At 71.1% G+C, this 25,163-nt stretch carries 20 protein-coding genes and 3 tRNA genes; 3 read left to right on the forward strand and 20 right to left on the reverse strand.

Annotated elements, in window-relative coordinates; genetic code table 11:
- Positions 1-109: 109 nt before the first annotated feature.
- Entirely contained in the window at positions 110-1,363 is a 1,254-nt protein-coding gene (locus tag C1A17_RS07015; RefSeq protein ID WP_101652191.1) for a GNAT family N-acetyltransferase, read from the reverse strand.
- A gap of 622 nt (positions 1,364-1,985) precedes the next feature.
- Between C1A17_RS07015 and C1A17_RS14705 the strand changes: the two genes are divergently transcribed.
- On the forward strand, positions 1,986-6,257 hold the full coding sequence (locus C1A17_RS14705; RefSeq protein WP_101652193.1) for an MBL fold metallo-hydrolase: 4,272 nt from the start codon (positions 1,986-1,988) through the stop codon (positions 6,255-6,257).
- A gap of 52 nt (positions 6,258-6,309) precedes the next feature.
- Here the strand turns inward: C1A17_RS14705 and C1A17_RS07025 are convergent, their stop codons facing one another.
- From C1A17_RS07025 to rplJ, 3 genes are all read right to left on the reverse strand, one after another.
- Complete coding sequence (locus C1A17_RS07025; RefSeq protein ID WP_146000595.1) at positions 6,310-7,032, reverse strand: hypothetical protein; 723 nt, start codon at positions 7,030-7,032, stop codon at positions 6,310-6,312.
- Between the two features lie 255 nt (positions 7,033-7,287).
- Complete coding sequence (gene rplL / locus C1A17_RS07030) at positions 7,288-7,677, reverse strand: 50S ribosomal protein L7/L12 (RefSeq protein ID WP_101652197.1); 390 nt, start codon at positions 7,675-7,677, stop codon at positions 7,288-7,290.
- Between the two features lie 63 nt (positions 7,678-7,740).
- Positions 7,741-8,283, reverse strand: coding sequence for a 50S ribosomal protein L10 (gene rplJ, locus C1A17_RS07035; protein WP_101652199.1), 543 nt, complete (start codon positions 8,281-8,283; stop codon positions 7,741-7,743).
- A 497-nt stretch (positions 8,284-8,780) separates the two neighbouring features.
- On the opposite strand from rplJ, the gene C1A17_RS07040 reads away from it, so the two are divergent.
- On the forward strand, positions 8,781-9,380 hold the full coding sequence (locus tag C1A17_RS07040; protein WP_101652201.1) for a DedA family protein: 600 nt from the start codon (positions 8,781-8,783) through the stop codon (positions 9,378-9,380).
- 168 nt (positions 9,381-9,548) lie between these two features.
- Here the strand turns inward: C1A17_RS07040 and rplA are convergent, their stop codons facing one another.
- From rplA to C1A17_RS07090, 10 genes are all read right to left on the reverse strand, one after another.
- Positions 9,549-10,244, reverse strand: coding sequence for a 50S ribosomal protein L1 (gene rplA / locus C1A17_RS07045; protein WP_101652202.1), 696 nt, complete (start codon positions 10,242-10,244; stop codon positions 9,549-9,551).
- 71 nt (positions 10,245-10,315) lie between these two features.
- The gene (rplK, locus tag C1A17_RS07050) at positions 10,316-10,753 is read right to left on the reverse strand and encodes a 50S ribosomal protein L11 (protein WP_101652204.1); all 438 of its coding nucleotides are present in this window, start codon (positions 10,751-10,753) and stop codon (positions 10,316-10,318) included.
- Between the two features lie 200 nt (positions 10,754-10,953).
- A complete protein-coding gene (gene nusG / locus C1A17_RS07055) occupies positions 10,954-11,844 on the reverse strand; it encodes a transcription termination/antitermination protein NusG (protein WP_101652205.1) in 891 nt (296 codons plus the stop codon).
- 48 nt (positions 11,845-11,892) lie between these two features.
- Positions 11,893-12,171 (reverse strand): preprotein translocase subunit SecE, encoded by a 279-nt coding sequence (secE, locus tag C1A17_RS07060; protein ID WP_101652207.1) that lies wholly within the window; start codon positions 12,169-12,171, stop codon positions 11,893-11,895.
- Between the two features lie 77 nt (positions 12,172-12,248).
- Positions 12,249-12,321: transfer RNA gene (locus tag C1A17_RS07065), tRNA-Trp, on the reverse strand.
- A gap of 157 nt (positions 12,322-12,478) precedes the next feature.
- Positions 12,479-14,134: a metallophosphoesterase family protein gene (locus C1A17_RS07070; RefSeq protein WP_101652209.1), complete on the reverse strand. Its 1,656-nt coding sequence runs from the start codon at positions 14,132-14,134 to the stop codon at positions 12,479-12,481.
- A complete protein-coding gene (locus tag C1A17_RS07075; RefSeq protein WP_101652211.1) occupies positions 14,131-15,168 on the reverse strand; it encodes a UDP-N-acetylmuramate dehydrogenase in 1,038 nt (345 codons plus the stop codon). Before C1A17_RS07075 ends, C1A17_RS07070 begins: the two co-directional genes overlap by 4 nt.
- A complete protein-coding gene (locus C1A17_RS07080; protein ID WP_101652213.1) occupies positions 15,165-15,665 on the reverse strand; it encodes a MaoC/PaaZ C-terminal domain-containing protein in 501 nt (166 codons plus the stop codon). Before C1A17_RS07080 ends, C1A17_RS07075 begins: the two co-directional genes overlap by 4 nt.
- Positions 15,662-16,114 carry an FAS1-like dehydratase domain-containing protein gene (locus C1A17_RS07085; protein ID WP_101652215.1) on the reverse strand — a complete coding sequence of 151 codons (453 nt, stop codon included), beginning with the start codon at positions 16,112-16,114 and terminating at the stop codon, positions 15,662-15,664. The genes C1A17_RS07080 and C1A17_RS07085 overlap by 4 nt, the downstream gene beginning before the upstream one ends.
- A 148-nt stretch (positions 16,115-16,262) precedes the next feature.
- The gene (locus tag C1A17_RS07090; protein ID WP_101652218.1) at positions 16,263-17,096 is read right to left on the reverse strand and encodes a TetR-type transcription factor C-terminal domain-containing protein; all 834 of its coding nucleotides are present in this window, start codon (positions 17,094-17,096) and stop codon (positions 16,263-16,265) included.
- Between the two features lie 123 nt (positions 17,097-17,219).
- On the opposite strand from C1A17_RS07090, the gene C1A17_RS07095 reads away from it, so the two are divergent.
- A complete protein-coding gene (locus C1A17_RS07095; RefSeq protein ID WP_101653565.1) occupies positions 17,220-18,170 on the forward strand; it encodes a cyclase family protein in 951 nt (316 codons plus the stop codon).
- A gap of 58 nt (positions 18,171-18,228) precedes the next feature.
- Here C1A17_RS07095 and C1A17_RS07100 read toward each other — a convergent pair.
- From C1A17_RS07100 to glsA, 6 genes are all read right to left on the reverse strand, one after another.
- A tRNA-Met gene (locus C1A17_RS07100) sits at positions 18,229-18,302 on the reverse strand.
- A gap of 26 nt (positions 18,303-18,328) precedes the next feature.
- A tRNA-Thr gene (locus C1A17_RS07105) sits at positions 18,329-18,401 on the reverse strand.
- Between the two features lie 243 nt (positions 18,402-18,644).
- The gene (locus C1A17_RS07110) at positions 18,645-19,988 is read right to left on the reverse strand and encodes a hypothetical protein (RefSeq protein ID WP_146000596.1); all 1,344 of its coding nucleotides are present in this window, start codon (positions 19,986-19,988) and stop codon (positions 18,645-18,647) included.
- A gap of 7 nt (positions 19,989-19,995) precedes the next feature.
- The gene (locus C1A17_RS07115) at positions 19,996-22,338 is read right to left on the reverse strand and encodes a hypothetical protein (protein ID WP_146000597.1); all 2,343 of its coding nucleotides are present in this window, start codon (positions 22,336-22,338) and stop codon (positions 19,996-19,998) included.
- 152 nt (positions 22,339-22,490) lie between these two features.
- Positions 22,491-23,288 carry a glycerophosphodiester phosphodiesterase gene (locus tag C1A17_RS07120; protein ID WP_101652224.1) on the reverse strand — a complete coding sequence of 266 codons (798 nt, stop codon included), beginning with the start codon at positions 23,286-23,288 and terminating at the stop codon, positions 22,491-22,493.
- On the reverse strand, positions 23,285-25,078 hold the full coding sequence (gene glsA / locus C1A17_RS07125; protein ID WP_101652226.1) for a glutaminase A: 1,794 nt from the start codon (positions 25,076-25,078) through the stop codon (positions 23,285-23,287). Before glsA ends, C1A17_RS07120 begins: the two co-directional genes overlap by 4 nt.
- Between the last annotated feature and the right edge of the window lie 85 nt (positions 25,079-25,163).

Genomic DNA, 25,163 nt, shown 5'->3' on the forward strand with positions numbered 1-25,163 from the left:
ATATGAAGGCACCACGAAGGCGAAGCAACGCAAATATCCACTGTAGACCTGCGTTCCCCGCCGTGCAAGTCGGGATGTGGTATGGTTCCCGGCCGCTCCCGGCCCGCGATCAGTCGGCTGCGGATCCGCCGCGCTGCCACAGCCCGGTCATCCCGAGCGGCCGGAAGCCCACCCGGTTGTTGATCGCGAGCATCGGGGCGTTCTCCGCGGCGTTCCACGTGTAGATCCGTTCGACCTCGGGGGCCTGCGCACGCAGGTGACCGGCGTTGAGCTCCTTGAGGAGCGCGGCATATCCGCGGCCGCGGACGGCGGGGACGGTCACGGTGTGCTCCTGGAACCCGAACTCCCGGCCGGTGCAGACCTCGAAGAACGTCAGGCCCAGCGGCGCATCGTCGGCGTCCGCCAGGAGGACGGTGCCGTAGGCGGTCATGCCGCGAGCGCGCCGCAGCCGATCCTCGTCCCGCACCCGTTCGGGGGTGTGCACGACGGCGTCGAACTCGGCCTCGCCCGTGGGGATCGTCTCCTCGAACACGGTGAAGAGGTGGGCGACCGCCGGGAGCAGGCGATCGGGCACATCGCCCACCCAGCTCTCCGCACGCAGGCCGGCGGGCACCGCGCGCACGGGGACGTCGCGCACGGGCAGGACCGAGAAGCGCTCGATCTGCACGAGCCGGAACCCGCGCTCCGCGAATCGCCGGACCACGGGATCGTCGGCGAAGAGCGCGCCGTGATCCGGGGCAAGGGTGAGCAGCGGTCGCGACGGCGGGCTCACTTCCCCGGATCCGGAGCCGAGGTCCCCCGCGGCATCGCCGCTCACGTGCGCGCAGTCGCCCGTCCCCGCCTCCCGATCGCCGAGCGCGGCCGCGGTGAAGTTCGCGCGCGGGTGGTCGGCGTGCTCCTCGTACCCGTAGAGGACGGTACGGCCGCGCGCCGCGGCGATCCGGTCGATCCGGTTCCACAGGGCATCGGCCGTGAGCCGCGCGAGGTCCGTGCCGAGCTCGGGGAGGGTCATCACCCGGACGTCGGCGGATTCGAGGTTCTCGCGCAGCGGCAGGGCGATGGTCGCGGCACCCAGGCAGCGTCCCGCACCGTCGACGGCGAGCGCGCAGTCGCGCTCGTGGTGCGGGTCGGACTCCCAGGTCGCCGCCAGCTCCTCGGCCGTGGTCGCGAGCTCGGGCAGGCCGATCGCGTCCATGAGCAGCTCCTCCTCGATCTCCTGCATGCGGGAGAAGAGCTCGGCCCGGAGCGCGGGGGCGTCGCCGAGGTCGGCGGCGAGGACCAGCAGCACCTCGGGTGCGGCGCCAGGGTGCGGGCGGGCGTGTGCGAGGAGCGCGGGGGTGACAGCGGGGATGGCGGCGTCCATGGTCCACTCGTACCACGGGGCTCTCCTCCCGACCACCGATGCAGGGGACATGCGGCTGTGGACGACGGCCGCGGGAGCCGATCGGCTGGTAGGTTCGGCATACGCGGAGGGCGTGCTCCGCCCCGCACGTCTGCTGCCGTGCAGTCCCCCTGGACGCGGAAGAGAGCTGTTCCCATGGTCGATCTCACCTATCTGGCGCTCTGGCAGCTGCTGACCTGGGCGATCGCACTCCCCGTCCTCGTCACCGCCGTCGTCGCCACCCTCGTCAGCGTCTCCGCGGGGCGGTCGGCACGACCCTCTCGCTCTCCGGGCCCGGTACCCCCGTCCGCACACCCGGCGCCTCCCCCTCCGTGGTCCGGCCGCGCTGCCGAGTCAGACCGGCCGCAGGTCGAGCAGGTGCCCGGACCGGGTCACGCGCCCGGCCCACCGCCCGCCCCCGGGGTGGGATACGTGACCGAACCTGGTTTCGGACACAGCGCCGGCCCCGAACAACCGCCATACGCCGCCGGGGCGCCCCCGCACCTCGGCCCAACCGCCATACGCCGCCGGGGCGCCCCCGCACCTCGGCCCTGGTGCTCCCCCGCGCCTCGGCCCCGGTTCTCCGCCGTACCCGGGCCCCGGGATGCCGCAACACCCGGCCGCCCGACGGAGCACGCTCTACCCGAATCTCCTCCTCGGGGTCGCCTGCCTGTTCGTTCTCGCGGCAGCCGTCGTCTTCGCCGGGATCAGCGGTTCGGCGGTGCTGCGCGCCGCGAGCATCTGGGCGGTCGCGCTGGTCTCCTACGCAGCCGGCCTCCTGCTCCACGGCCTCGCCCCCCGGCTGCGCCCGGTGGGGATCGCCCTCACGGGGCTCGGCCTCGCGCTCGTCCCGATAGCCGGCGGGCTCCTCGGCGGCTTCTCGCTCACCAGCCCCTCGCTCGCGTGGTTCATCGCCTCGTTCGTCGGCGTGCTCTGCTACGGGTTCGCGGCGTTCCGGCTCCGCTCGCGGATCGTCACCTGGTTCGGCCTGCTCTTCGTCCTGTCGCTCGTGATGTCGGCGGTGGCGCTCACCCCGGCACCCACCGTCTGGTACTTCTGCGCGCTCGTCGTGGCGGCGACCGTGTTCGCCGTCGGCGCCCGCCTCCTCACCGGCCGGGTCGACCGGTCCTTCGTCCTCCCCCACCTCCTGCTCGGCGAGGTCGTCGCGCCCGTGGCCGTGTTCGCCGCGCTGTTCGTCAGGCCCTTCCCGAGCGCGTGGGCGTGGGCCGCCCTGTTCACCGTGCTCGGAATCCACTACGTCGTCGGCGCATGGCTCCTGGGCGCTCGGGTGCGCGGTCCGGCGGCCCGGCTGGCGCTGGCGGCAGCGGCGCTCTGCGCGACCGGCGCTCTCGTGCGGACCCTCTGGCCGGACCAGCCGGAGAGCACCCGGTGGGCTGCGATCGCCCTGTGCGCACTCGTGCTCGCCTGCGTCTTCTACGGCGAGACCCTGCTGCACCGCACCCGCTCGGCGACCACGTGGCTCGTGTTCGGGGTTGCCTCCGCACTCGGGTTCATCGGGACGGTGGTCTCCCCCGTCGTGCTCGAGTCCCCGGCCGCCCGCGTGCTCGCCGGCGGCTTCATCGCGCTCGACCTCGTCCTCGTCGTCCTCCTCGTCGTCATCGCACTGCGGTTCGACTCCCCGCTCGCCCGGGCCGGGGCGGTGGCGTTCGGAGTCACCCTGGGCCCGTGGGTCGCGGCCGCCCTCGGCATCGAGGCGTCGCCCTCGGCGGCTCGCAGCGCGGCCTACCTCATCCTCGTAGTCACCCTCATCCTCGTGCTCGCCGCGGATTCGGCCGGAGCGGTGTGGATCACCTCGCGGCGCGGCAGGCGGCTTCGGAACCTCCGGCGGACCGCTCCGGTGATGTCGGCGGTGACGAGCGGCGCTCTCCTCGCCCCCGCCGCCGGTGCACCCGACCTCGGTCACCCGATGATCGCGTTCGTGGGCTATCTCCTCGTCCTCCTCACCCTGTGCGCCGCAGCCTGGGCGGTGCGGTCGGCGCTCCTCCTCACCGGGGCGATCCCGCTCGCCGTGGCCGTCGCGCTGTCCCTCGCCGGCTCGTACGCGACCCCGGAGGCGCGGACACCGGCACCCGCGGTCTTCGAGCTCACCCGGGCCGGCCTCTTCGTCGCGCTCCTCGCCGGGGTCGCGATCGCGGAGCTCCTGCTGCTGCGCGCCGGGCGACGGTGGCGGGCCCGGTACGCCGGCATCATGGCGTTGGTGCTCGGCGCCGTCGTCGGCCTCGACGCCGTGGTTCCGGTGTTCCCGCCGATCGAGTCCGACCTCGGCACAGGCGCCATCGCGCTCGGGGCGGCGGTCTTCCTCGCCCTTCTCTACGTCGCCTACGAAGTCTGTCTCCGGCTGCATCCCGCCGCATCCGCCCACTCAGCTCCCGGGCCCGCGGCGCCCTCGGCTCCGGTGGCTCCCGTGGCGTCCGGCCGGTCCGCGTACTCGGTTCCCCGACCGGCTGTTCCCGGATCGGTTGGTCCCGGACCGGCTGTTTCCAGCTCGGCTGCTCCTGGATCACCGGTTCCCGGCCCGGGCGGATACGCCGTGACCCGACCGCCGACCAGCCCTCCGACGGGCGCACCCGACCTCGCTCGCCCGGGCCGCCGGCGGCCGTCACCCACCCTCGCGGTCATCGCACTGTGGGCGGGCCTCGGAGCGCTCATGCTGCTCGCCCTCCGCCGAGCGACGATCGCACCGGAGATCTTCGCGGTCGTCACCGCCCTCGTCGTCATCGCGCTGAGCGTGCACGCGGCCTGGGTGCACCGGTCTTCGTGGATCCTCCTGCCGGCAGCCGCCGCCACTGCGGTCCTCGTCGGCAGGCTCACCGGCCTCCTCCTCGACGACGGGGCGCTGCGCACGGTGCTGTCGGCCTGGATCGTCTGGGCGCTGTGGTACGCGTGCTACTGGGTCCTCAGCAGCCGCCGAGTGCCGGCGCTCGCACCGCTGGCGGTGGCCTTCGCGGCCGCGGTGGTCGCGATCGCCGCCACCCCATTCCTCGATGTGGACGTCCCCTGGCTCCACTCCGTCACGCAGCTCGCGGCGGGGATCTCGGTGACGATCCCCGCGCTCATGCTCGCCCTCCTCACCGCCCGCCTCGCCGACCCCACCGCGCGGCGGGTCGTGCCGGAGATCGCCTCGTACATCGGCGCCGTCGGCCTGATGATCGCGCTCTACGGCGTGGTGTCGACGGCGCTCGTCGTCAACCTCCACATCCTCGTCGCGGCGGCCTGGCTGTGGGCATGGCTCGCCGACCGCCGCGGAGACGCCCCCGCCGGCGGGCTCATCCGCCGGTCCGTGTCCGCCGCCGCCATCACCGTCGCCGGGGTGGTCGCGGCTCTCGTCGACGGAGGCTGGTACACCGTGCTCTTCCTCGTCGACCATGTGGCCCTCCTCGTCTACGGCGCAGTGCGCTCCCGACCATGGGCGCTGTGGTGGGGGCTCGGCGCCTCCGTCGCGGCGATCGTGTGGTTTCTCCGCGATCTCGTCTGGCTCGCGCTCATCGTCCTCGCACTCGTCCTCATCGGCGTCGTGGTCTGGTTGCTGCTGCGGAAGCCGGCGGCCGGCGGGCCCGGACAGAACGACGGGACCAGGCCGAACGGTGCCGGTCCCGGGGTGAGCGGTGTCGGCCGAGGGCCGGCTCCGGGATTCGGCGCTGCGCCGGGATACGACACTGCACCGGGCCGGGTGCCCGGGGGCGGGGCGCCCGGGTTCGCTCCGCGCGACGGCGGGCCGGTCGGCGGGATGCCGGGCCGCGACCCGTACCGCTCCGTGCCGCCGGCCGGGAACCCGTTCGCACCCGGGTCTCCGGGTCCGGTCGGCGGCCCGGTCCAACCCGGAACCCCGGAATCGGTCGGTCGTCGGGTCCCACCCGCGTCGCCGTCTCCAGGTCCCGCGGTTCCCCCGATGCCCGCGCCTCCGCGCACTGTTCCCGGGGCCTCGGCTCCGGTCCGTCCGGGTCAGGGACACCCGTTCGCTCCGCCCGCCGGCCGAAACTTCGGATACCACCGGAGCACCGTGACCCCGGGATGCGACCCGGGGCCGCCCCGACCCCGGACGCCACCCGGCCTCCTGCGACAGACCCCGGCAGCGGACCGCCGCAGGCACCTCGGCACGGGGGTGGGAATGGCTGAGATCTACGTCTTCACCTCGGACCCGGTGCAGCTCAACGCCTACCTCGTCGTCGGATCCGACCGTGCCCTCGTCATCGACACCGGAGCCGGCCCCCACCAGGGCGCGGCGATCCTCTCCGCCTTCCGCGCCCTCACGGACCTCCCCCTCACCGTGGTCAACACCCATGACCACTGGGACCACTTCTTCGGCAATGCGACGTTCGCCGCCGCGGGCGTCACCGAGTTCCTCGGTTCACCGGGATTCGTCCGCGATCATGCGGCCTCGGCCTGGATCCAGCTCGAGGCGGTCCCGCTCTCCCACGAACCCGACCTCCCCACCCCCGACCGCCTGCTCGTCTCCGTGAGCGAGGTGCGCACGGGGGATCGCGTGGACCTCGGCGGCTGCACGGCGACATTCCTCGCACTCGGCGGGCACACCGAATCCGATCTCGTCGTCCTGTGCGAGGACATCGCGCTCGTCGGCGATCTCGTCGAGGAGGGCGCCCCTCCGCAGTTCGGAGACGACGCGCTGCCCGCCCGCTGGGCCGATGCGCTCGAGACCCTGCTCGCACAGCGCGGGATCACGGTCTTCGCTCCTGGGCACGGGCATCCGGTCGATCGCGCGTTCGTCTCCGCGCAGCTCGGGGACGTGGCCGCGGTCGCCGAGACCGACTCCTCCGCCGAGGTGCCCACCCGCACCGCGGACCCGTTCCCCTGGGTGCCCGGCGAGTTCCCGACCGGGGTGCGCCGACTCCGCTGAGGACGTGGGCGGGTTGCGCGCCGCCCACAACTCGCTCGCGAGGGGGTAAGGGCTACGGCGGCCCGGTGTCCTCCGGCTGCGCGCTCACCGCGGGATCCGGTTCGTGGTCGGGACGGAAGACCTCGTCCTCGTCGAACAGGTCGAGCAGAGGAGCGACGGCTTCCGCGATGCTCGCGTGGACCGGGTCATCGCGCCAGCACAGGGTGTTCGCCTCGACCGTCCGGACCCGGGTGTCCCCGACCCACACCTCGAGAGAGTACGAGGTCGCCCCGGAGGGGTACGGCGGCGGACACGACCCGGAATCGGCGACTACGGGCTCGACTGCGGCGACGGCGGTCTCCCAGACCTCGGGATCCATCTCCACCCGCCCGCTTCCCACGTGCGCACCGTAGGCGGAGACCGCGATCGCGGCGTCGGACGCATCTGCCTCGAGCCGGTAGCTCCGGTGGTACCGCGGCGGGGTCGAGACGTCGCGGTAGCTCACGCGCAGCGCAGTGCCTGCGGGATCGAGCGGCTGCGCGGTGGACCCCGCGGGCCATTCCGGGTGGTTCGTCGCGGTCCCGGTCGGTTCCGGTCGCGGGTTGAGTGTGGGGATGCATGCGGTCGTCGAGAGGACGAGCAGGAGCCCGAGGCCGACCATCGCGACGCGCTGCGCCGGGAAGCGTTTCGTCGTGACGCGGCTTGCCGGAGAACGGCGCGGCGGAACGTGGGGTGTCCGGCGCGCCTGTCGATGAGCGCGGGACGTCTGGCGCAGGTGCCGGTGAGTGCGGGTCATGAGACGAGTCTCCGATGGCACTCCGCGCCGGACGTGACGGTCATGTTCCGGTCCGGGCACATGACCGACCGCCCGACAGACCGGCTGCGGGGCCGCGCCTGCCGGTCGAGATTGCAATAGATTGCGGATTCGTTCTCAGGAACCTTCGGAAATTGAGGGGTGAATGCACGGAACCCCGCTGCCGTGATGGCAGCGGGGTCCGATGCTGGATGCGTTCCGCGCACGGTCCGAGTGATCACGCCGCGGCGGACCGGATCACTTGAGGGAGACGGTGGCGCCAGCGGCCTCGAGGGCCTCCTTGGCCTTCTCCGCGGTCTCCTTGTTGACGCCCTCGAGGACGGCCTTGGGCGCGCCGTCGACGAGTTCCTTGGCCTCCTTGAGACCGAGCGAGGTCAGTCCGCGGACCTCCTTGATGACCGGGACCTTCTTCTCGCCGCCGGACTCGAGGATGACGTCGAACTCATCCTTCTCCTCGGCGGCGGCCTCGCCACCGGCACCGCCGGCGGCCGGGGCAGCGGCAGCGGCGACCGGAGCGGCAGCCTCGACCTCGAAGGTCTCTTCGAACTGCTTGACGAAGTCGGAGAGTTCGATCAGGGAGAGCTCTTTGAACGCTTCGATGAGCTCTTCGGGGGTGAGCTTAGCCATGATGGCTATGTCCTTCCTTACATGGCTGCCGTGAGCAGCCGGGGTGGTTTACAGGGGTGAAACTCAGGCGTCCTCGGCAGGAGCCGACTCGGATCCGGCGTTCTTCTCGCGAAGAGCGTCGACGGTCCGGACGGTCTTGACCAGCGGGGCGGTGAACATGTAGGCGGCCTTGTACAGGCTTCCCTTCATGGCACCGGCTGCCTTCGCAAGCAGCACCTCGCGGGATTCGAGGTCGGCGAGTTTCGTGATGTCCTCAGCGGTCAGCGGCTTCCCCTCGAGGTAGCCCGCCTTGATGACCAGCTGCGGATTCGCCTTGGCAAAGTCACGCAGCGCCTTCGCGGCCTCGGAGGGTTCGCCGTTGACGAAGGCAATGGCGGAGGGTCCGTTGAGGAGTCCGTCGAATGCCTCGATGCCGGCTTCCTTGGCAGCGATAGCGGTGAGCGTATTCTTTACCACGGCGTAGCTTGCCGTCTCACCGAGTGCAACGCGCAGGTCTTTCATCTGCGCGACGGTGAGACCGCGGTACTCGGTCAGCACTGCAGCCGGGGAGTTCTCGAGCAACTGCTTGAGCTCCGCAACTGCCGCTGCCTTGTCAGGCCTCGCCATGGTATTCCTTTCGTACGGTGTCGGTGCCGAGAACACGAAAAAGCGCTCCGCGCAGAATGCACGGAACGCTGGGAGTGCGGATGCGAGCATCCGGTCGTCGTTCTCATGACACCTGCGCTGGCCGCTCTGTCGAGCTCTTCGCCTGCGGGCACCGCCGTCCGAGAACGGATGGCGGTGATTCCCACGGGGACCGACGGTCTTGGGCAGATTCCATCGTAGTGCACGCGCCACCCCGGCTCCAAATCCACCCGGATGGCGACGTCCACGCTCGGAAGGCGACGTGGTCCACCTGCCGTTTCTGCTCGATCCCTCCGTCGACCTGCCACCTGCGCTCGAATCCGGTGCCGAATCTCGGGCATGAACGGCAGGGCGACATCCATCGAGCAGAATCGGCAGGTCGATGAGGTGCGGACGAGGGCCGAGGGCGGGTACAGCGGCGTGAGGGCAGCCCGCGCGGCCGCGGCGGGATCCGGGCACGGGGCCTGTAGGCTGGGTCGGTGGACGAGATCGGGGCGTGGGTGGCGGAGTTCGCCGGAACGCTCCTCGTCTACCCCATCGCCGCTCTCGTCAACGCACTCGCCGCGATCATCCCGCCGGTGCCCTCGACAGCCCTCTTCGTGGGGCTCGGCGCGCTCAATGCGACGAGCGGCGAACCGTCCTTCCTCGGGCTCGTGCTCGCGATGATCGCGGGGTCGCTCGTCGGCGATCTCGCGCTCTTCGCGGTCGCCTCCCGCTTCGACTTCCGGGCGTGGCCGATGCTGTCCTCCGCCCGCGCGCAGCGGCGGCTCGACCGGATCGACGCGCGACTCGAATCGGAGTCGATCCAGGTCCTCGCCGTCTCCCGCTTCATCCCCCTCGGCCGGACCGCGGTGTCCCTGCTCGCCGGCTCCGGCAGGATGTCGGTGCGCGACTTCGTCGGTGCGCTGTCAGCGGCCTCGGTGCTCTGGGCGGTCTACTCCGTGGGCTTCGGCTGGCTCACCGCCCGTTGGATCCCGGTGCCGACGATCGTCGCGGTCGTCATCGCGATCGTGCTGTCAGTCGTCCTCGGGTTCGTGATCTCGCGCCTGGGCGACTGGTGGATCGAGCGGCGGTCTTAGGACTGATCGGATCGGGGCGGCCCGCACACGGGTCGACCCTCGAACACCGGTTCACCCCGCACACCGTTCCACCCCACACCGGTCCACCTCCGCGCACCGACCCTGAATGCGCCGGACGGCGGGGGCGGAGATCCGCACCCCGCCGTCCGGCGGTACTCGAGCTGGGCGTCAGCCGCGCAGCGCGTTGGTGTCGACGGGCACACCCGGACCGTTGGTGGTCGAGATGGTGGCCTTCGAGATGTAGCGACCCTTGGACGAGGACGGCTTGAGACGGAGCACCTCTTCGAGCGCCGCGTCGAAGTTCTCCTGGAGCTTGTCCTGGTCGAACGACGCCTTGCCGATGATGAAGTGGAGGTTCGAGTGCTTGTCCACGCGGAACTCGATCTTTCCGCCCTTGATGTCCTGGACCGCCTTGGCGACATCCATGGTCACCGTGCCGGTCTTGGGGTTCGGCATGAGGCCGCGGGGACCGAGCACCTTACCGAGGCGACCGACCTTGCCCATCATGTCCGGGGTGGCGACTGCGGCGTCGAAGCCGGTGAAACCGCCGGCCACCTTCTCGAGCAGGTCATCGGAGCCGACGAAATCGGCACCTGCTTCACGGGCGGCCTCCGCACGGTCGCCGGCGGCGAACACCAGGACCGTGGCGGTCTTGCCGGTGCCGTGCGGGAGGTTGACGGTGCCGCGCACCATCTGGTCCGCCTTGCGCGGGTCGACGCCCAGGCGGAAGGCGACCTCGACGGTCGCGTCGAACTTCGACACCGAGGTGTCCTTGGCCAGGGCGATCGCCTGAGCCGGGTCGTAGTGCGTGTCTGTCGCGATCTTCTCGGCGGCGGCCCTGTAGGCCTTCGAGCGCTGTGCCATCTGCTTCTCTCCTTGCAGTCGTGGTGCGGGCCGCGCCGGCCCTGCCACTGGAACGTTCCGATCCGGTCGGATCAGAGCTTGACGTCGGTGGTGATGCCCATCGAGCGAGCGGTGCCCGCGATGATCTTCGATGCGGTCTCGATGTCGTTGGCGTTGAGGTCGGGCATCTTCGTCTCGGCGATCTCGCGCACCTGGTCGACGGTGAGGTGTGCGACCTTGTCGGTGTGCGGGGTGGCCGAGCCGGACTTCACGCCCGCAGCCTTCTTGATGAGCTCTGCGGCCGGCGGGGTCTTGGTGATGAAGGTGAACGAGCGATCCTCGTACACGGTGATCTCCACCGGGACCACGTTGCCGCGCTGGTTCTCCGTCGCGGCGTTGTAGGCCTTGCAGAACTCCATGATGTTGACGCCGTGCTGACCAAGCGCCGGGCCGATCGGAGGCGCCGGGTTCGCGGCACCTGCCTGGATCTGGAGCTTGATCAGACCGGTGACCTTCTTCTTGGGAGGCATGTTTCGGTCCTTTTCTGTTTCGTCGGCCCCGCAGCCGAGTGCTGAGGGGCAGGTGATCGCCGGTCCCGATGAGGATCAGCAATCAAACCACACCATTGTTCCACGGTTTACCGGGGAACTCTAATCCGGTGGGCGCCCACCGACGCGACAGGCGCCCGGTGTGCACCGGGCGCCTGTCGCGAAGCGGGTGTTCGTGCAGATCAGATCTTCGAGACCTGCTCGAAGCCGAGCTCGACGGGAACGTCGCGCTCGAAGATCGAGAGCAGCACGGTGAGCTTCTGCGACTCGGGGCGGATCTCCTGCACGGTCGCCGGGTGGCCTTCGAACGAGCCCTCCTTGACCATGACCGATTCGCCGACCTCGAACTCGACCGAGATCGGGGCGCCGGGCTGCGCGGAGCCGGCCGCGCCGGACTCGGCTGCAGCCTTCGCCTGCTGCTCCTCGAACACCGGAGCGAGCATCGAGAACACCTCGTCGAGGCGCAGCGGGACGGGATCGTAGGCGTTGCCGACGAATCCGGTGACGCCCGGGGTGTGGCGCACCACGCCCCAGCTCTCGTCGGTGAGGTCCATGCGCACGAGCACGTAGCCGGGGATCCGCACGCGGCGGATCTGCTTGCGCTGGCCGTTCTTGATCTCGACGACGTCCTCCATCGGGACCTGGATCTCGAAGATGTGCTCCTCCATGTCGAGGCTCACGATCCGGTTCTCGAGGTTCGCCTTCACCCGGTTCTCGTAGCCGGCGTAGGAGTGGATGACGTACCAGTCACCCTCCTTCATCCGGAGCTCGGCCTTGAACTCCTCGGCCGGGTCGACCTCGTCCGCGGCGGGACCGGCGGACTGCTCGGCGTCGTCGGCGGCAGGCGCGGCAGCGGCCTCGGCATCGTCGGAACCGGTGCCCGCGGCGGCGTCTGCGGAGGAGTCGGCGCCGTCGACCTCGGCCGAGGCGTCGGCGGAGTCAGCCGACTGCTGCTCGGTCTCGACCGCGGCGGTCTGCTCCTCGACTGCAGTCGTCTCCTCGACGGCTTCGACGTTCTCGGTTTCCGGGGTGTTGTCCGACACCAGTTCTCCTTGTGAATCAGTGGGTGGCATGCGCCAGGTCCGTGCGGGCCGGGCGGCTGCGGGTGGTCGCGGGGCGGCTCACCAGAGCGGCCAGAGCGGGGTCCCCCCGAAGACGAACCCGGCGAGCCTGCCGAAGATGAAGTCCAGTACGGTGACGAGCAGCATCATCACGATGACGAAGGCGAGCACGACGAGCGTGTAGTTGATGAGCTCCTTGCGGGTGGGCGTGACGACCTTCTTGAGCTCGGCCACGACTTCGCGGAAGAACTGCAGGATTCCGCCGAGGAGTCCGCGCTTCTTCTGCTCGGTCTCGCGCTCCCGCCGGGCACCGGAGGTCTTCGCAGGTGTGTCTGCCACGCATCCTCACTCGGTCGTCGTTGAAATTGCCGCTGTTCCGCCGAGCCGGATCGTCGTCCCGACCGGCGAAGCCTGAGCAGGGGTGACAGGACTCGAACCTGCAACCTACGGTTTTGGAGACCGTTGCGCTACCAATTGCGCCACACCCCTTCGGCGTTCGGAGGCACCCGCGAGAAGCAGGCGGCCCGCCGCCAAGGTACGAGCATACAGTCTCCGCCCGTGGTCCGTCGAACCGGGCAGCGGGGACCGCTCACGCGCCCCGCACCCGTGCCGCGACGCCCCGAGTCCGGGGCCGAGGCCGGCCCGTCTACTCCTCGGGCGCCGCCCACGGCCCGGGCGGGGGTACCGGCTGCCACGGAGCGAAGGACACCTGGGCATCCATCCCGACGGTCACCACCTGAAGGTCGAGGGGCGAACCGGTGTCGGCGTCGAAGCGCAGCACGGTGAGCTCGGCGGGCATCTTGAGCGGACCCGGGGTGAGGGCGTCGGCGAGAGCGCCGCCGGTCGTCGAGCCGACGTACCGGGAGCCCTGGGCGTAGGGCTCCGGCCCGACCCGCCGGTGCCAGTGCCCGCTCAGCGCGAACCGCGCGCAGCCGGATTCGAGCGCCGGCAGGGCGTGGCGCGGATCGTGGATGAGGGTGACCGCGGCATCGGCCTCGCACGCCTCGTCCGCCATCCTGTCAGCGAACTCCTGGGCGGTCTCGCCGGTCTCGAGCACCGGCGCCGGGGACCCGAACACCGTCCGGCGCGGATCCGCCCCGCCGTGGATCCGGAGCCCGGCGACCTCGACGACGCCGTTGTCGAGCACCGTCCACCCGGTGTCCGCGGCGTGCCGAGCGGTGTCGAGGGAGTCGTGGTTGCCCTTGACGAACACCCGGGGAAGCCCGTCGGGGAGCTGATGGGAGAGCGCGTCGACGCAGTAGTTCTCCGCCGGGGTGCCGGTCATCGTGATGTCGCCGCCGTCGAGGTAGAGGTCGGCCCCCGTGCGCTCGGCCACCTCCCCGACGATCCGGGCCATGCCGACGTTGCAGTGGAGATCGGATCCGAACACTGCGGTGACGACCTCACCGGCGTGGCCCCCGGTGCGCGGATCGGGCGGCGGGACTAGGGCGGCGGCCGAGGACCAGCGGGCCTCGAAGGGCCGGTCCTCCCACGCGGTGTCGAGCGCGGTCGTCGCTGCGTCGTAGAACGCGTCGTTGTCCTCGATGAAGCCGGACACGAGGCCGGCGGCCTCGTCGATCACCCCGGACAGCCGTCCGGTCACCTCGGCGCCGGCGAGCGGGGTGCCCGCGAACCCGGGGTTCGGTTCGATGGGCCGCGGTCGCTGGATCGGGACGAGGAGGACTCCGAGGAGACAGGCGAGCGCGGTACCGGACACGAGGCCGACGGTGAGACGCCGGCGGGAGCGGGGCGTGCTCCGGTCTGGCGGACCGCGCAGCACGACGACGACCCCGATGAGCGCCGCAAGGCCGAGCCCGGCACCCACGGCCCGGAACAGCGCGTCGATGAGCAGGCCGCGGGCGACGATGTCGAACTGCGCCTCGGGCGAGGCGAAGAAGGTCGCATAGGCGGCCACGTCCTCGCCCACGGCGTCGAGGGCGGTCCCGCCGAGTGCTGACTCCGCGGGGATCTCGCCGACCTCGATGAGCACCCCGAGGCCGAACGGCAGGATGTCCGTCGCTGGCATCCGCACGCTTCCGAGCGCGCCGAGGTCGATCGTCACGGTGGTGTCGGTGGTGATCGAGTAGTCGGCGACATGGGGGCCGAAGTTCGCCTCGGTGCGGGCCGTGAGCGCGGCCCACGGGGCGACGAGGAGCAGGCACGCGAGGACGACGCCGACGGCCGGGAGCACGCGGAACAGCACCCGCGCGAGAAGGCCGTCCTCCCCCGCCCGGGTGCCGGGGCGGGGTCCGGTCCGGACCTCGGGCTCCGCCGTCGGCGTCCGGCTGAGGAGGGGGTTCATGCCTGCAGGCTGCACCCGATGAGATTCGGCTCCGGTTCGAGGTCGATCCCGTACGCTTCGCGGACGCCGTCGCGGATGCGGCGGGCGAGGGCGAGGATGTCCGCCGCCTGCGCCCCGCCCCGGTTCGTCAGCGCCAGCGTGTGCTTGGTCGACAGCGTCGCGCGGTCGTCGAGGCCGAAGCCCCGGGAGAACCCGGCGTTGTCGATGAGCCACGCGGCCGAGGTCTTGAGCAGCGTCGCGTCGCGCGCTCCGGTGACCGGGTCGACCACCGGGTACACCGGGGCATCGGCGGGCAGGGCCGCGTTCGCGGGGAGGATCGGATTGGTGAAGAACGAGCCGGCCGACCAGGTGTCGTGGTCGGCAGGATCGAGCACCATGCCCTTCGAGGCGCGGAGATCGAGCACCGCCCGGCGCACCTCGGCGGTCTCGACCCGGTCCCCGAGATCGACCTCGAGAGCGCGCGCGAGCTGCGCGTAGCGGATGGGGGCGGAGAGCGTGGACTCCGCGAGGCGGAACGTCACCGCGAGGACGACGAACTGCACCGCACCGGTGTTCGCGGCGGTGCGCTTGAGCCGGGAGGTGCGGTAGCCGAACTCGAGCTCGGTGCGGCCGAGCACGAGCTCGTCGCCGCTCAGGCGATCGAACACGAGCACCGATTCGATCGAATCGGCGACCTCGGCCCCGTAGGCGCCGACGTTCTGCACCGGCGTCGCACCGACCGAGCCGGGGATCCCGGACAGCGCCTCGAGCCCGGCGAGACCGGCGTCGAGGGTGCGCGCGACGAGATCGTCCCAGTTCTCCCCCGCCTCGACGGTGAGGACCCGGCGCTCGGTGCGCAGCGGGCGCTCCTCGACGCCGGATGTCCGGATGACGCACACGGGGCCGGGGAAGCCCTCGTCGGCGACGAGGAGGTTCGAGCCGCCGCCGACGAACAGGACGTCCGAGAAGGCTCGGAGCTCCTCGCGCGTGTGCGCTTCGGCCACCGAGCCCGCCGGGCCGCCCACGCGGAATGTCGTGAGCTCGGCGAGGTTCACGACAGCCGGACCTTGACCTGCGTCCGGCCGAGCACCTTCTTCTCCCCCGCGGAGACCTCGACGTCGAGGCGCGCGATCCCGGCCTCCGGGTCGACCGCGCCGACGACCGCCGTCATCTCGAGGAACGCAGTCGGGGTGTCCGGGGCGCCGGATTCCGCGTCCGGCACGACGACGGGAGCGGTGAAGCGGGTGCGGTAGTCGACGATCGCACCGGGGTCGACCGCCCACTCGCTGATCCGGGAGATCACCGAGCCCATGGTGAGCATGCCGTGGGCGATGACGTTCTCGAGGCCGACCTCGCGGGCGAAGCGCTCGTTCCAGTGGATGTGGTTGTAGTCGCCCGAGGCGCCGGCGTAGCGGACGAGGTCCGCGCGCGACACCGGGATGCTCGCCGAGACGACGGTCCGGCCGACCTCGAGGTCGGCGAGACGGGGGGCGAGGTCGGACGCCGAGCGGCGGACCTCCTCGCGCGGGACCGGGCTGCTCTGGGCGCTCATGCGTCCTCTCCTCTCACGACGATGGTCGACACCACGGTGGCGACGGGATCGCCGCCGTCGGCGTCGGTGAGCTCGGTGCGGGTGGTGATCATCGCATGGCCGCCGGCCTCGCGGATGCCGTCGACGTGGCAGGTCGCGGCGAGCACGTCGCCGGCGACGATCGGCCGGGTGTAGGTGAACTGCTCCGAGCCGTGGACCACGCGGGAGAAGTCGATGCCCGCGTCGGGCCGCCGGATGTAGAGCGCCTCGGTGCGCTGCGCGGGGATCACGGCGAAGGTGCTCGGTGCGACGACGTCGGAATAGCCGAACTCCTGGGCGACCGCGGGGTCGACGTGGGCGCGGTTGTGCGCGCCGGTGGCGCGGGCGAACTGCGCGATCGCCTCCCGGGTGACCTCGAACGGCTGCTCGAGCGGATAGCTCGTGCCCTGCAGCTCCGTATTCACTGCCATGGTGCTCCTCCTCGGATCTGGCGTGCGGGTGCCGGATGCGGACATCCCGGCCCCGGCAGTCTATCGGCGGCGGCCCTCTGCGCTCCACGTGACGGGCACCCGGATCGTCGGTGGACCTGTCGTGGCCGCCGGTCCGGCACCGGTGGCCTCAGTCTGCCCGGCGCGGACCGATCTTCATGATCGCGACTGCATACTCGGCGACGTCCGCGGCGGCCTCCTCCGGGCCCACCGGTCCGCTCGGGCTGTACCACTGCGCGAGCGAAGTGCACATGTTCGCCACCACCCGGCAGGCGATCTTGAGGTCGGGGACCGAGAACGCGCCCGATTCGACTGCGGCTGCGGCCTCCTCGTCGATGACGTGCTGCACCGAGCGCCGGAGCTGGGCGATCCGGGTCCGGTTCGGCTCCTCGAGGCTGCGCATCTCGCTCGCTCCGATGAAGGCCGTGCCGCGCGAGGTCGCGTGGTAGTAGGCGAGCGCCTCGACGATCGCGGCGAACCGCTCCTCCGGCGGGCGGTCCGCGACCTTCGCCCGGACCCCCTCGACGCCGTCGATGAGGCCCGTCATCGTCGAGTCGAGGATCGCGACGAGCATCTGCTGCTTGCTCTCGTAGTAGTGGTAGACGCCGGCCACGCTGACGTTCGCGGCCTGCGCGATCTGCCGCATCGACGTCCCGTGGTACCCCCAGCGCGTGAAGCACTCGATGGCCGCCTCGAGGACCTTCGGCAGGGTGTCGTCGTGCCGGGTGTCGGACCGGTGGGGGGAGACGAGCTCGTCGAGCTCGAGGTCGAGGGCGGCGGCGATGTCGGTGAGCCGGTCGACGGTGATCGAGACCTTGTCGCGCTCGATGAGGGAGAGGGTCGCTGGGCTCACACCGATCTTCGAGCTCACCTGCTCGAGGGTGAGACCCGCTCCGTTGCGCGCCGCGCGCACCCGGCGGCCGAGCTCTCCGCTGCCCGCGGTCTCCGCTGTTGCTTTAGTCATGCTAAAAACCCTAACACCGGGAAGCGGGGATTCCGGGGTGAACGCGCACACCCGCCGGTAGCATGGGCGCACGGAGCACCGACTGTTCGTTCGGTGCCGTCGATCTCGAAAGGCAGCGTCGCCATGTCCGATCCGACCGATCTCGCCGAGCTCCTCGCCTCCGCGCCGCACAACTGGGGTCGCTGGGGCCCCGATGACGAGGTCGGATCGCTCAACCACCTCGACGCCGCACAGGTGCTGCGCGGGGTCGCCGCTGTCCGCAGCGGGAGGGTGTGCACCCTCCAGCGCCTCATCGGGGATCCCGCCGGCGATCCCGTGTGGCCGGGCCGTCCGCAGCCGAGCCGCCGCATGCACCTCGACGAATCGAAGTACGAGGCGGGATTCCCGGAGATGCCGGGCGGCGCGCACAGCTCGGACGACTCGATCCGGATGTCGCTCCAGGGCTCGACCCAGTACGACGCGCTCGGGCACGTGTGGCATTCCGGTCGGATCTGGAACGATCGGCCGGCGTCGACGACGAACGGTGAGATGCGCTTCGCCGGGGTCGATCCGATCGCCCGGCGCGGGGTCGTCGGCCGCGGGATCCTCCTCGACCTCGCCGGCCACCTCGGCGTCGATGCCGTACCCGCCGGGACCGCCTTCGACCTCGCGGACCTCCTCGCCTGCGCGGACCGGCAGGGGGTGACGATCGAGAAGCACGACATCCTCCTGCTGCGCACCAACCACCTCGCGCTGTTCGATGCGGATCCGGAGGCGTTCTTCGCCGACTTCTGCGAACCGGGTCTGGCCTACTCGCCCGAGCTCGTCGACTGGTTCGCGGAGCGGGGGATCCCCAACCTCGTCACCGACACGATCGGCAACGAGATCACCACCGATCCGCGCACGGGGTTCTCGCTCACCCTCCACAATGCGCTCATGCGCAACCTCGGCGTGGCGTTCACCGAGCTGTGCGACTTCTCCGCGCTCATCGAGGCGTGCCGGAAGACCGGCCGGTGGGAGTTCCTCTACGCCGCTGCGCCGCTGCGGGTGCACGGGGCGACGGGTTCCCCGGTCAACCCGATCGCAGTGCTCTGAGCGGGCCGGATACGACGACAGCCGCTCACCCGGAAATCCGGATGAGCGGCTGTGTCTGTAGCGGGGGCGGGACTCGATCCCGCGACCTCACGATTATGAGTCGTGCGCTCTAACCAGCTGAGCTACCCCGCCCCGGCACGAATCGTGATTCGTACGAGAGCCCCAAAAGGGAATCGAACCCTTGACCTTTTCCTTACCATGGAAACGCTCTGCCGACTGAGCTATTGGGGCAACGAGAAGATACTCTACACATCCGTTTCCGCGAACGCAAAACCGTTCGGCAGCGGCCTCGCGGGGTGATCCGGACGCCCGGATGCGCCCCCGCTGCGCCGCTGTGCGACGGAAACTGCGGTGGCCGCCGGAACCTGCGAATTCTCCGCCCGCCACCGCAGTTTCCGTTGCCTGCTCGGCGAGATGAGCCCGCCGATTCGGCCGCAGCGCCCGTTGCCCATCCGGCGAGGCGGGCACGCCGGCTCAGCGCATCGCGCGAGCGCGGATGACCTCCTCGACGAGGTCGGCCTCGGTCGCCCCGTAGAGGGTGCGCGCCCACACGGTGTCGCGGTCGGGGTACGGGGCGCCGTCGACGCGCAGCCACTGGAGGGGCTGACCCTTCCGCTGGTCGTGCGCGCACTTCGCGCACATCGGCACCGTGAGGTCGCGGCCGCCGCCGGCGGTGACCTTCCCCTCCTTGCGCGCCTCCCCGTGCCGGGGGTTGACCGTGCAGGTCCCGCGGAGTCGCGGAGCGGTCGTCATCCGGGTTGAGCGCTGACGCTCCACCGATTCGAGCGAGCGCTCGGCGATGTCGAACAGCACGAGCGAGCCGACGAGGTCGTCCTCGGCCGCGGAGGCGTCCTCGGCGATCCGTCGTGCGAGGCCGAACGCGTCGAGACCGCGCTGCACGGTCTCGGACTGCTCGGCGGTGAGCCCCTCGGTCCGCAGCGCCTCGAGCTTCTCCGCGATCCGCAGCGCATCCTGTCCGAGCACGCGCCGCATGCGATCGCGGTCGGAGCTCCGCGCCGCCTCCATGACGCTGTCGGGGATCCGGTATTTCCGGGATCGCACGGGACGGCTCCGGGCGAACAGCCAGACGCCGGCCACGAGCGCGGCGAAGACCGCACCGGCGATGAGCGCAGAGCGCACGGGACGGAACATCACCGCATTCTGCAGCCGATCCGACAGAGACGGCTCATAAGCCTCGTACTGCGGATCGACGAGGCGATCGAGCACATCGTTGAGCCATTCGAGACCCGACAGCCGGTAGTCCGGGTCGTGAACCCACTGGTCGAACTGCTGCTCGACGGCGAGACTCGCGTCGAGGTCCTCGAGCTCGACGGCGTGGCCGAGCTCCCCGTCGGCGGACATGACGACGTAGGCGCCCTGACCGCCGTGCGCCTGTGCGATGAGCAGCGAGAGATCGTTGAGCCTCTCGTAGTCGAGCTGCCCGGCGAGGACGAGGTAGGTGGGGTGCTTCGTCGCCGCCACCTTCTCCTCGAGCAGGCCGAGGGTGGGCTGCGTGTAGCGGTCGGCCGCCGCGTCGTCGACGTACAGCGGGGATTCGTCGAGCGCCTCGGCGATCCGCATCGCGGTCTCGAGCGTCGTCTCCGAGCCCTCGAGCAGCTCCTCGACCTTCTCCGCATCGGTCTGCTCCGGCACCTCGGTCGTCGAGCCCGAGCCCGGGTCCGTGCTCGGCTGCGATGCGGCGAGCAACGGCGCCGCGACGGCCCCGTCCTGCGGGGTCGCGGCGAGCGCGGGGGCACCGCTGAGCAGCGCTGCGGCCATCCCCGCCGCCAGCCCGGCGGCGGCGAACATCGATCTCACCGGTCTCTCACTTCCGTCCCTGATTGCTGATGTACGTGCGGCCGAGCACCAGTCCGCCGATGCCGAGCACCACGAACACCGTCGCGCCGAGGACGATCACCGAGGTCCGCACCCGGTCGAGGTACTCCGGAGTGCCGGGGAACGGCCCCGGCTCGTAGTCCTCGGCGTCGGCCTCGTAGAGCCTGCGGGCCTCGGACTCGAGGTCCATCCCCTCGTACCACTCGATGCGGGGCAGCGCGAGGAGGTACTCCCCGACGACACGCGGCGGCGGCAGGTCGTCGGTCCGTTCGCGGAGCTCCTGCTCCCCGCTCGTGAAATCGGAGATCGCGTCATAGCGCTCGTAGCGCACGAAGCCGTCCCCGACGAGGATGAGCGTCGTGTCCTGCGGGATCCGGTCGAAGAGCGCGAGCTCGAAGGCCGTCTGCTCACCGCGGAACTCGTCGGTCCTCTCGATGCTCGTCACCACGACGGCGACGGGCTCTTCGGACTCGCCCACGAGTTGGGCGAAGCGCTCCTCGTCCTCGGGGGCGTACCGGATCCGAGCAGTCGGGTCGATGTACACCCCGTCCTCCTCGACGGCCGCGGCCACCGCGTCGACACGGGCCATGTCGTACTCGGAGCCGAGCGCGACGAGCGGGAGATGCGCAGGCGACGCGACCGAGACGATGCTCTCGCGACGGTCGCTCTCCCGCAGGGACCCGAGGCCGGCGACGAGGGCCGGGATGATGAGGGCGAGGACCGTGACATGGACCCACGCCGGCAGCCACGGGCGCAGAGGTGCACTCGCCGGAGTCGCACGACGGTCGCCGGCGTTCTGACGCCTCCGGGCGCGGTCGCGCTCATCGGCCTCGCGGAGCGCCGCGTCGAATGCACTCGGCTCGTCGAACACACCCGGCTCCGGCTCCCAGTCCTCCGGCGCATCGGCGAGCGCGGCGCTCAGCGGTCGGAACGCGCCGAAGCCGCTGAGTGCGAACGGCGAGTCCGCGTCCCGCCAGTACGGCCGGCCCTGCCCGAGGCCCGTTGCGGAGAGGAAGTCGGGGTCCTCCCCCGCGGCGAGCTGGCGGGCGATCCCGGCGGACACCGGCACCTCGACGTCGCCGCCGAACCCGTCCCAGCTCCGCCGCTCATCCGCCTCGAGCTGCGGGAGGAAGAAGCAGCGTTCGCGGGAGCGTCCGCGCGCCTCGTCATCGAGCACCGTCCACGCGGTCCACACGAGGGGGTTCGTCGTGTCGCCCGGAGCGGGCAGCCGATCGACGGCGGCGCCGAGGTCTCCCGGCAGCGGCTCGCGCCGCTCCAGGCTCATCCGCGCACCGATCGCCCGGTCGCGCATCCGGTTGAGATCGCGCAGCAGCACGACGGAGTCCGCCGCCGCAGCGCGACCGCGCCCCACCGTCGAGCGCAGGAAGGGAACGGCTCCGAGGGCTTCGGCCCCGGCGCGGATCATCCAGATGATGACGAGGTAGGCGACGCCGAGGCCGCCGCCCACCCCGATGAGGACGGCCGTCCAGAACACGGGGACCATCGGCACCCGGTCGGCTGCGGCGTGCTCGGGCCGCACGTCCCGGGCCGTCGGGGTGAGCTCCTCGATGTCGAGCGGCTCCGCGTCCGCGGACGGGTCGAGACCGGTGCGGACCGCATAGTGGATCGCGGGACCGGGGACCTCGGTGTTGAGATCGCGGGCATGGACCTGCGTGAGCGAGCGGGAGAGCGCACCATCCGACAGACGCAGCGTGAGCACCCCGCTGTCCGGGACCCACAGGACGTAGAGCGCCGTGCCGATCCCGCGCGCTTCGGCATCGGCGAGGAGGATCTCCTCGATGATCAGCTCGTCCGCCTCGCCCGTGTCGAGCTCTCCGGTGCGATCGCGGCTGGGGAGATCGCGGATGAGTGCGATGAAGACCGGCGTGCTCGCCGGCTCGACCTGTTCGAGCGCGCGCGAGGTGATCTCCTGCTGGCGCTCGTCCCAGAACGACGCGACCTGCGGGTCGGCGTACACCTCACCCGCGCTCCACGCGGCGCCCATCCGCTCGACGTAGCCGTCGATGTACCACTGCCGAGCGGACTCGGCGAGCGCTGCATCGTCGGGTTCGGCTCCCCCGTCGTCCGCTGGGGCTTCGGACCCCTCGTCCCCCGGAGGGATGCCGCCGGCCGGTTCGTCGGCGGGCGCCTCGGCTGCGGCACGGACCTCCGCGCTGCTCGGGCCCGCGGGCGAGGTCGCCGCGGCGGGACGGGCGAGGATCGCGGGGCCGAATCCGAGCGCGACGCAGGCGACGAGACCGAGCGCACGCCCGAGCACCGAGGCACGCCGACGACGGCGCACAGTGCGGTCAGGCGGAGGACAGTCGGGCATACGAAGAACTCTACGGCCTGGTGACGGGCGAGCCGCCTGCGCACCTGTGCCCGTTCGGTCACACGCGCGACGAAGACGTCACCGGGCCCCGATCCCCTGCGACGACGCCGCGTCGGCTGTCCGCGCGCGACCGCAGACCGACCGGGAGCGGTTCACACCGCGTCGTACTTCGCGGCGAGATACCCCTGCAGCCGACCGGGGTGGTTGGTGATGATCCCGGAGACACCCGAGCCGAGCAGGCGCTCCCACACGGCGGGTTCATCGACGGTCCACACGAACATCCCGAATCCGAGCTCCATGAACTCCTCGGCGAGCTGCCTGCGGCCGAAGAACCCGCGCTGCGAGGGGTTGTATGCGATGACCTCGAGCGCGTGGGCGAGCTCGACGTCGCCGTCGCGCGGAACGAGCCGCAGCAGGCACCGCGGGACCATCGGGATGAGGTCGCGCAGCGCCTCGAGGGTGGTCACCGAGAAGCTCTGGAGGATGATCCTGTCCGCGGTGCCGGTCTCGATGATGTCCTCGGCGACCTGCGAGACCGCACCGGGCGACCAGTCGTCCTTGAGCTCGAGGAGCAGCGTGCCGCCGTGCTCCGCGAGGTCGGCGAGCACGTTCCGCAGCCGCGGGACGCGCTGCCCGGCGAACCCGGGGCCCAGCCACGACCCCGCGTCCGCCAGTGAGATGCGCTCGTCGCTCATCTGCGCGATCGTGCCGCTCGCGGACGTCGTCCGGTTGAGCGTCGAGTCGTGGAGCACCATCGGGGTGCCGTCGCCGCTGATCCCGAGGTCGACCTCGATGAGATCGCTGCCGATCGCGCGTGCGGCGTCCACTGCGGCGAGCGTGTTCTCCGGGGCCGCGCCCGAGTACCCGCGGTGTGCGATGACCCAGGGGCGCGCGTCCCGCCCGGGCACGATGCGGATCCGCTGGGCGCGGAGGTACTCCGCGAAGCTCAACTGTGGCCCCGGAGCACCTGGCCGAGCCGCGCGTAGCCCTCCACCGCGATGGCCCGCCACAGGTGCGAGACCGTGATCGGGTCGGTCTCCATCATCTTCTCGATCGCGTCCTTGGGCAGGAGCTTGATCTCCGTGTCGGTCTCGGCCTTGACGGTGAAGGGCTGCTTGAAGTGGTCGTTGAGGGAGAGCTCCCCGAACGACATGCCCGCGGTGAGGATCGACACGACCTCCCGGCCGCGGTCGGCCGGGGAGAGGGTGTGGACCGTGCCCGAGGTGATGAAGCGGATCCCGTCGAACTTCTGCCCGATCCGGCGGATGACGTCGCCGGCGGCGTACTCCTCGTCGACGAGGTGCTCGGCGATCTTCTCCCGGAACTCGGGGTCGATCGAGCCGATGAGGGTGGGGCGGTCGGCCTCCTCGTCGGGGAAGCAGTCCGCGTCGCCGTACTCCTCGAGGATCCGGTTCTCCGCCCAGGTCAGCGCCTCGTTGCGGGAGCCGAAGATCTCGACGTCCATCTCCACCGGGACCATGAGCTCGGCCAGGCGGTCGTCGGGGTCGACGAGGCCGAGAGCGATCCCGGACTCGTCGAGGGCACGGGCCATGCGGGAGAGCTGGCCCACCGAGACCTCGGCGATGTCGTCGGCCCGGCTCAGGTCGATGACGATGCATTCGGTGTCGTCGCCGAACACGGCGACCGCGCGGGAGAGCACCTCCGCACCGGAGAACAGCAGGTCACCCATGACCTCGACGACGTGCGCCTGGTGGCCGTGCTCGGCGAGCACCTTCTCAGCGGCCTCGGGGCGACGGGTGGTCGACGGGGTCTTGTCGATCGTCTCGTTCGAGCGGATGGTCGACAGCCCGGCCTTCGAGGTGCGGACGAAGTGGAGCTCGAGGTCGCTCGAGATCTGCCGGTGGGCGGCGAGGCCGCGGACGCTCGAGCCGTGCTCGTCGAGCGGCGGGGAGAAGGAGGCGAGGCCGAGCTGGCCGGGGAGCACGGAGATGATGCCGCCGCCCACCCCGCTCTTGGCGGGCAGGCCCACGCTCGCCACCCAGTCGCCGGAATCGTCGTACATGCCGCAGGTGAGCATGACGGAGAGCACCCGCTGCACGACACGGGTGTCGAACACCCGCTCCTGGGTCACCGGGTTGACCCCGAGGTTGGCCAGCGTGGCGGCCATGACGGAGAGGTCCTTGGCGGTCACCGCGATCGCGCACTGCTTGGTGTAGTCGTCGTGGGCCGGGTTCGGATCGCCCTCGAGGATGCCCCAGGAGGAGAGGAACCAGGTGAGGCCGCGGTTGTGGGCGCTGCCCTGGCTGTCCTGCGAATGGACGTCCTCGTCCATGATGAGCTGGCGGCCGGCGCACGCCGACATCACCGACAGGATCTTGTCGAACACGGTCCTGCCGCGCTCGGGGAGGATCTGCCCGGTCGCGGCGATCGCGCCGATGTTGATGAGCGCGTTCTTCGGCCGGCCGCTGCCGGACTCCGAGGACAGGTCCGCGAAGGACGAGCCGGAGGGCTCGACGTCGATCTTCGAGTCCATGTAGGCGAAGCCCCTGTCCTGCAGCGCGATCGCGTAGCAGAAGACCTTCGAGATCGACTGGATCGCGAAGGGCACCTCGGCATCGCCGGCGGTGTAGGTGAAGCCGTCGGACGTCGTCATCGCCAGCCCGCACAGGTTGGGGTCCTGGGAGGCGAGCACGGTGTTCGACGATTTCGTGGACCCGCCGCGGATGTCGAGGAGGCTCTCGTGGACGGTGTCGAGGTATCTCTGGATGGGTGCGTACATACGGCCACACTATCGGTATCGCGCGCGGGCGCGAGTCGGCGTCCGGCCGGGCGCGGAACGGCATGCGAGCGGGGTGCGGCGGGCG

Source organism: Brevibacterium ihuae, from assembly GCF_900184225.1.
GTDB lineage: Bacteria > Actinomycetota > Actinomycetes > Actinomycetales > Brevibacteriaceae > Brevibacterium > Brevibacterium ihuae.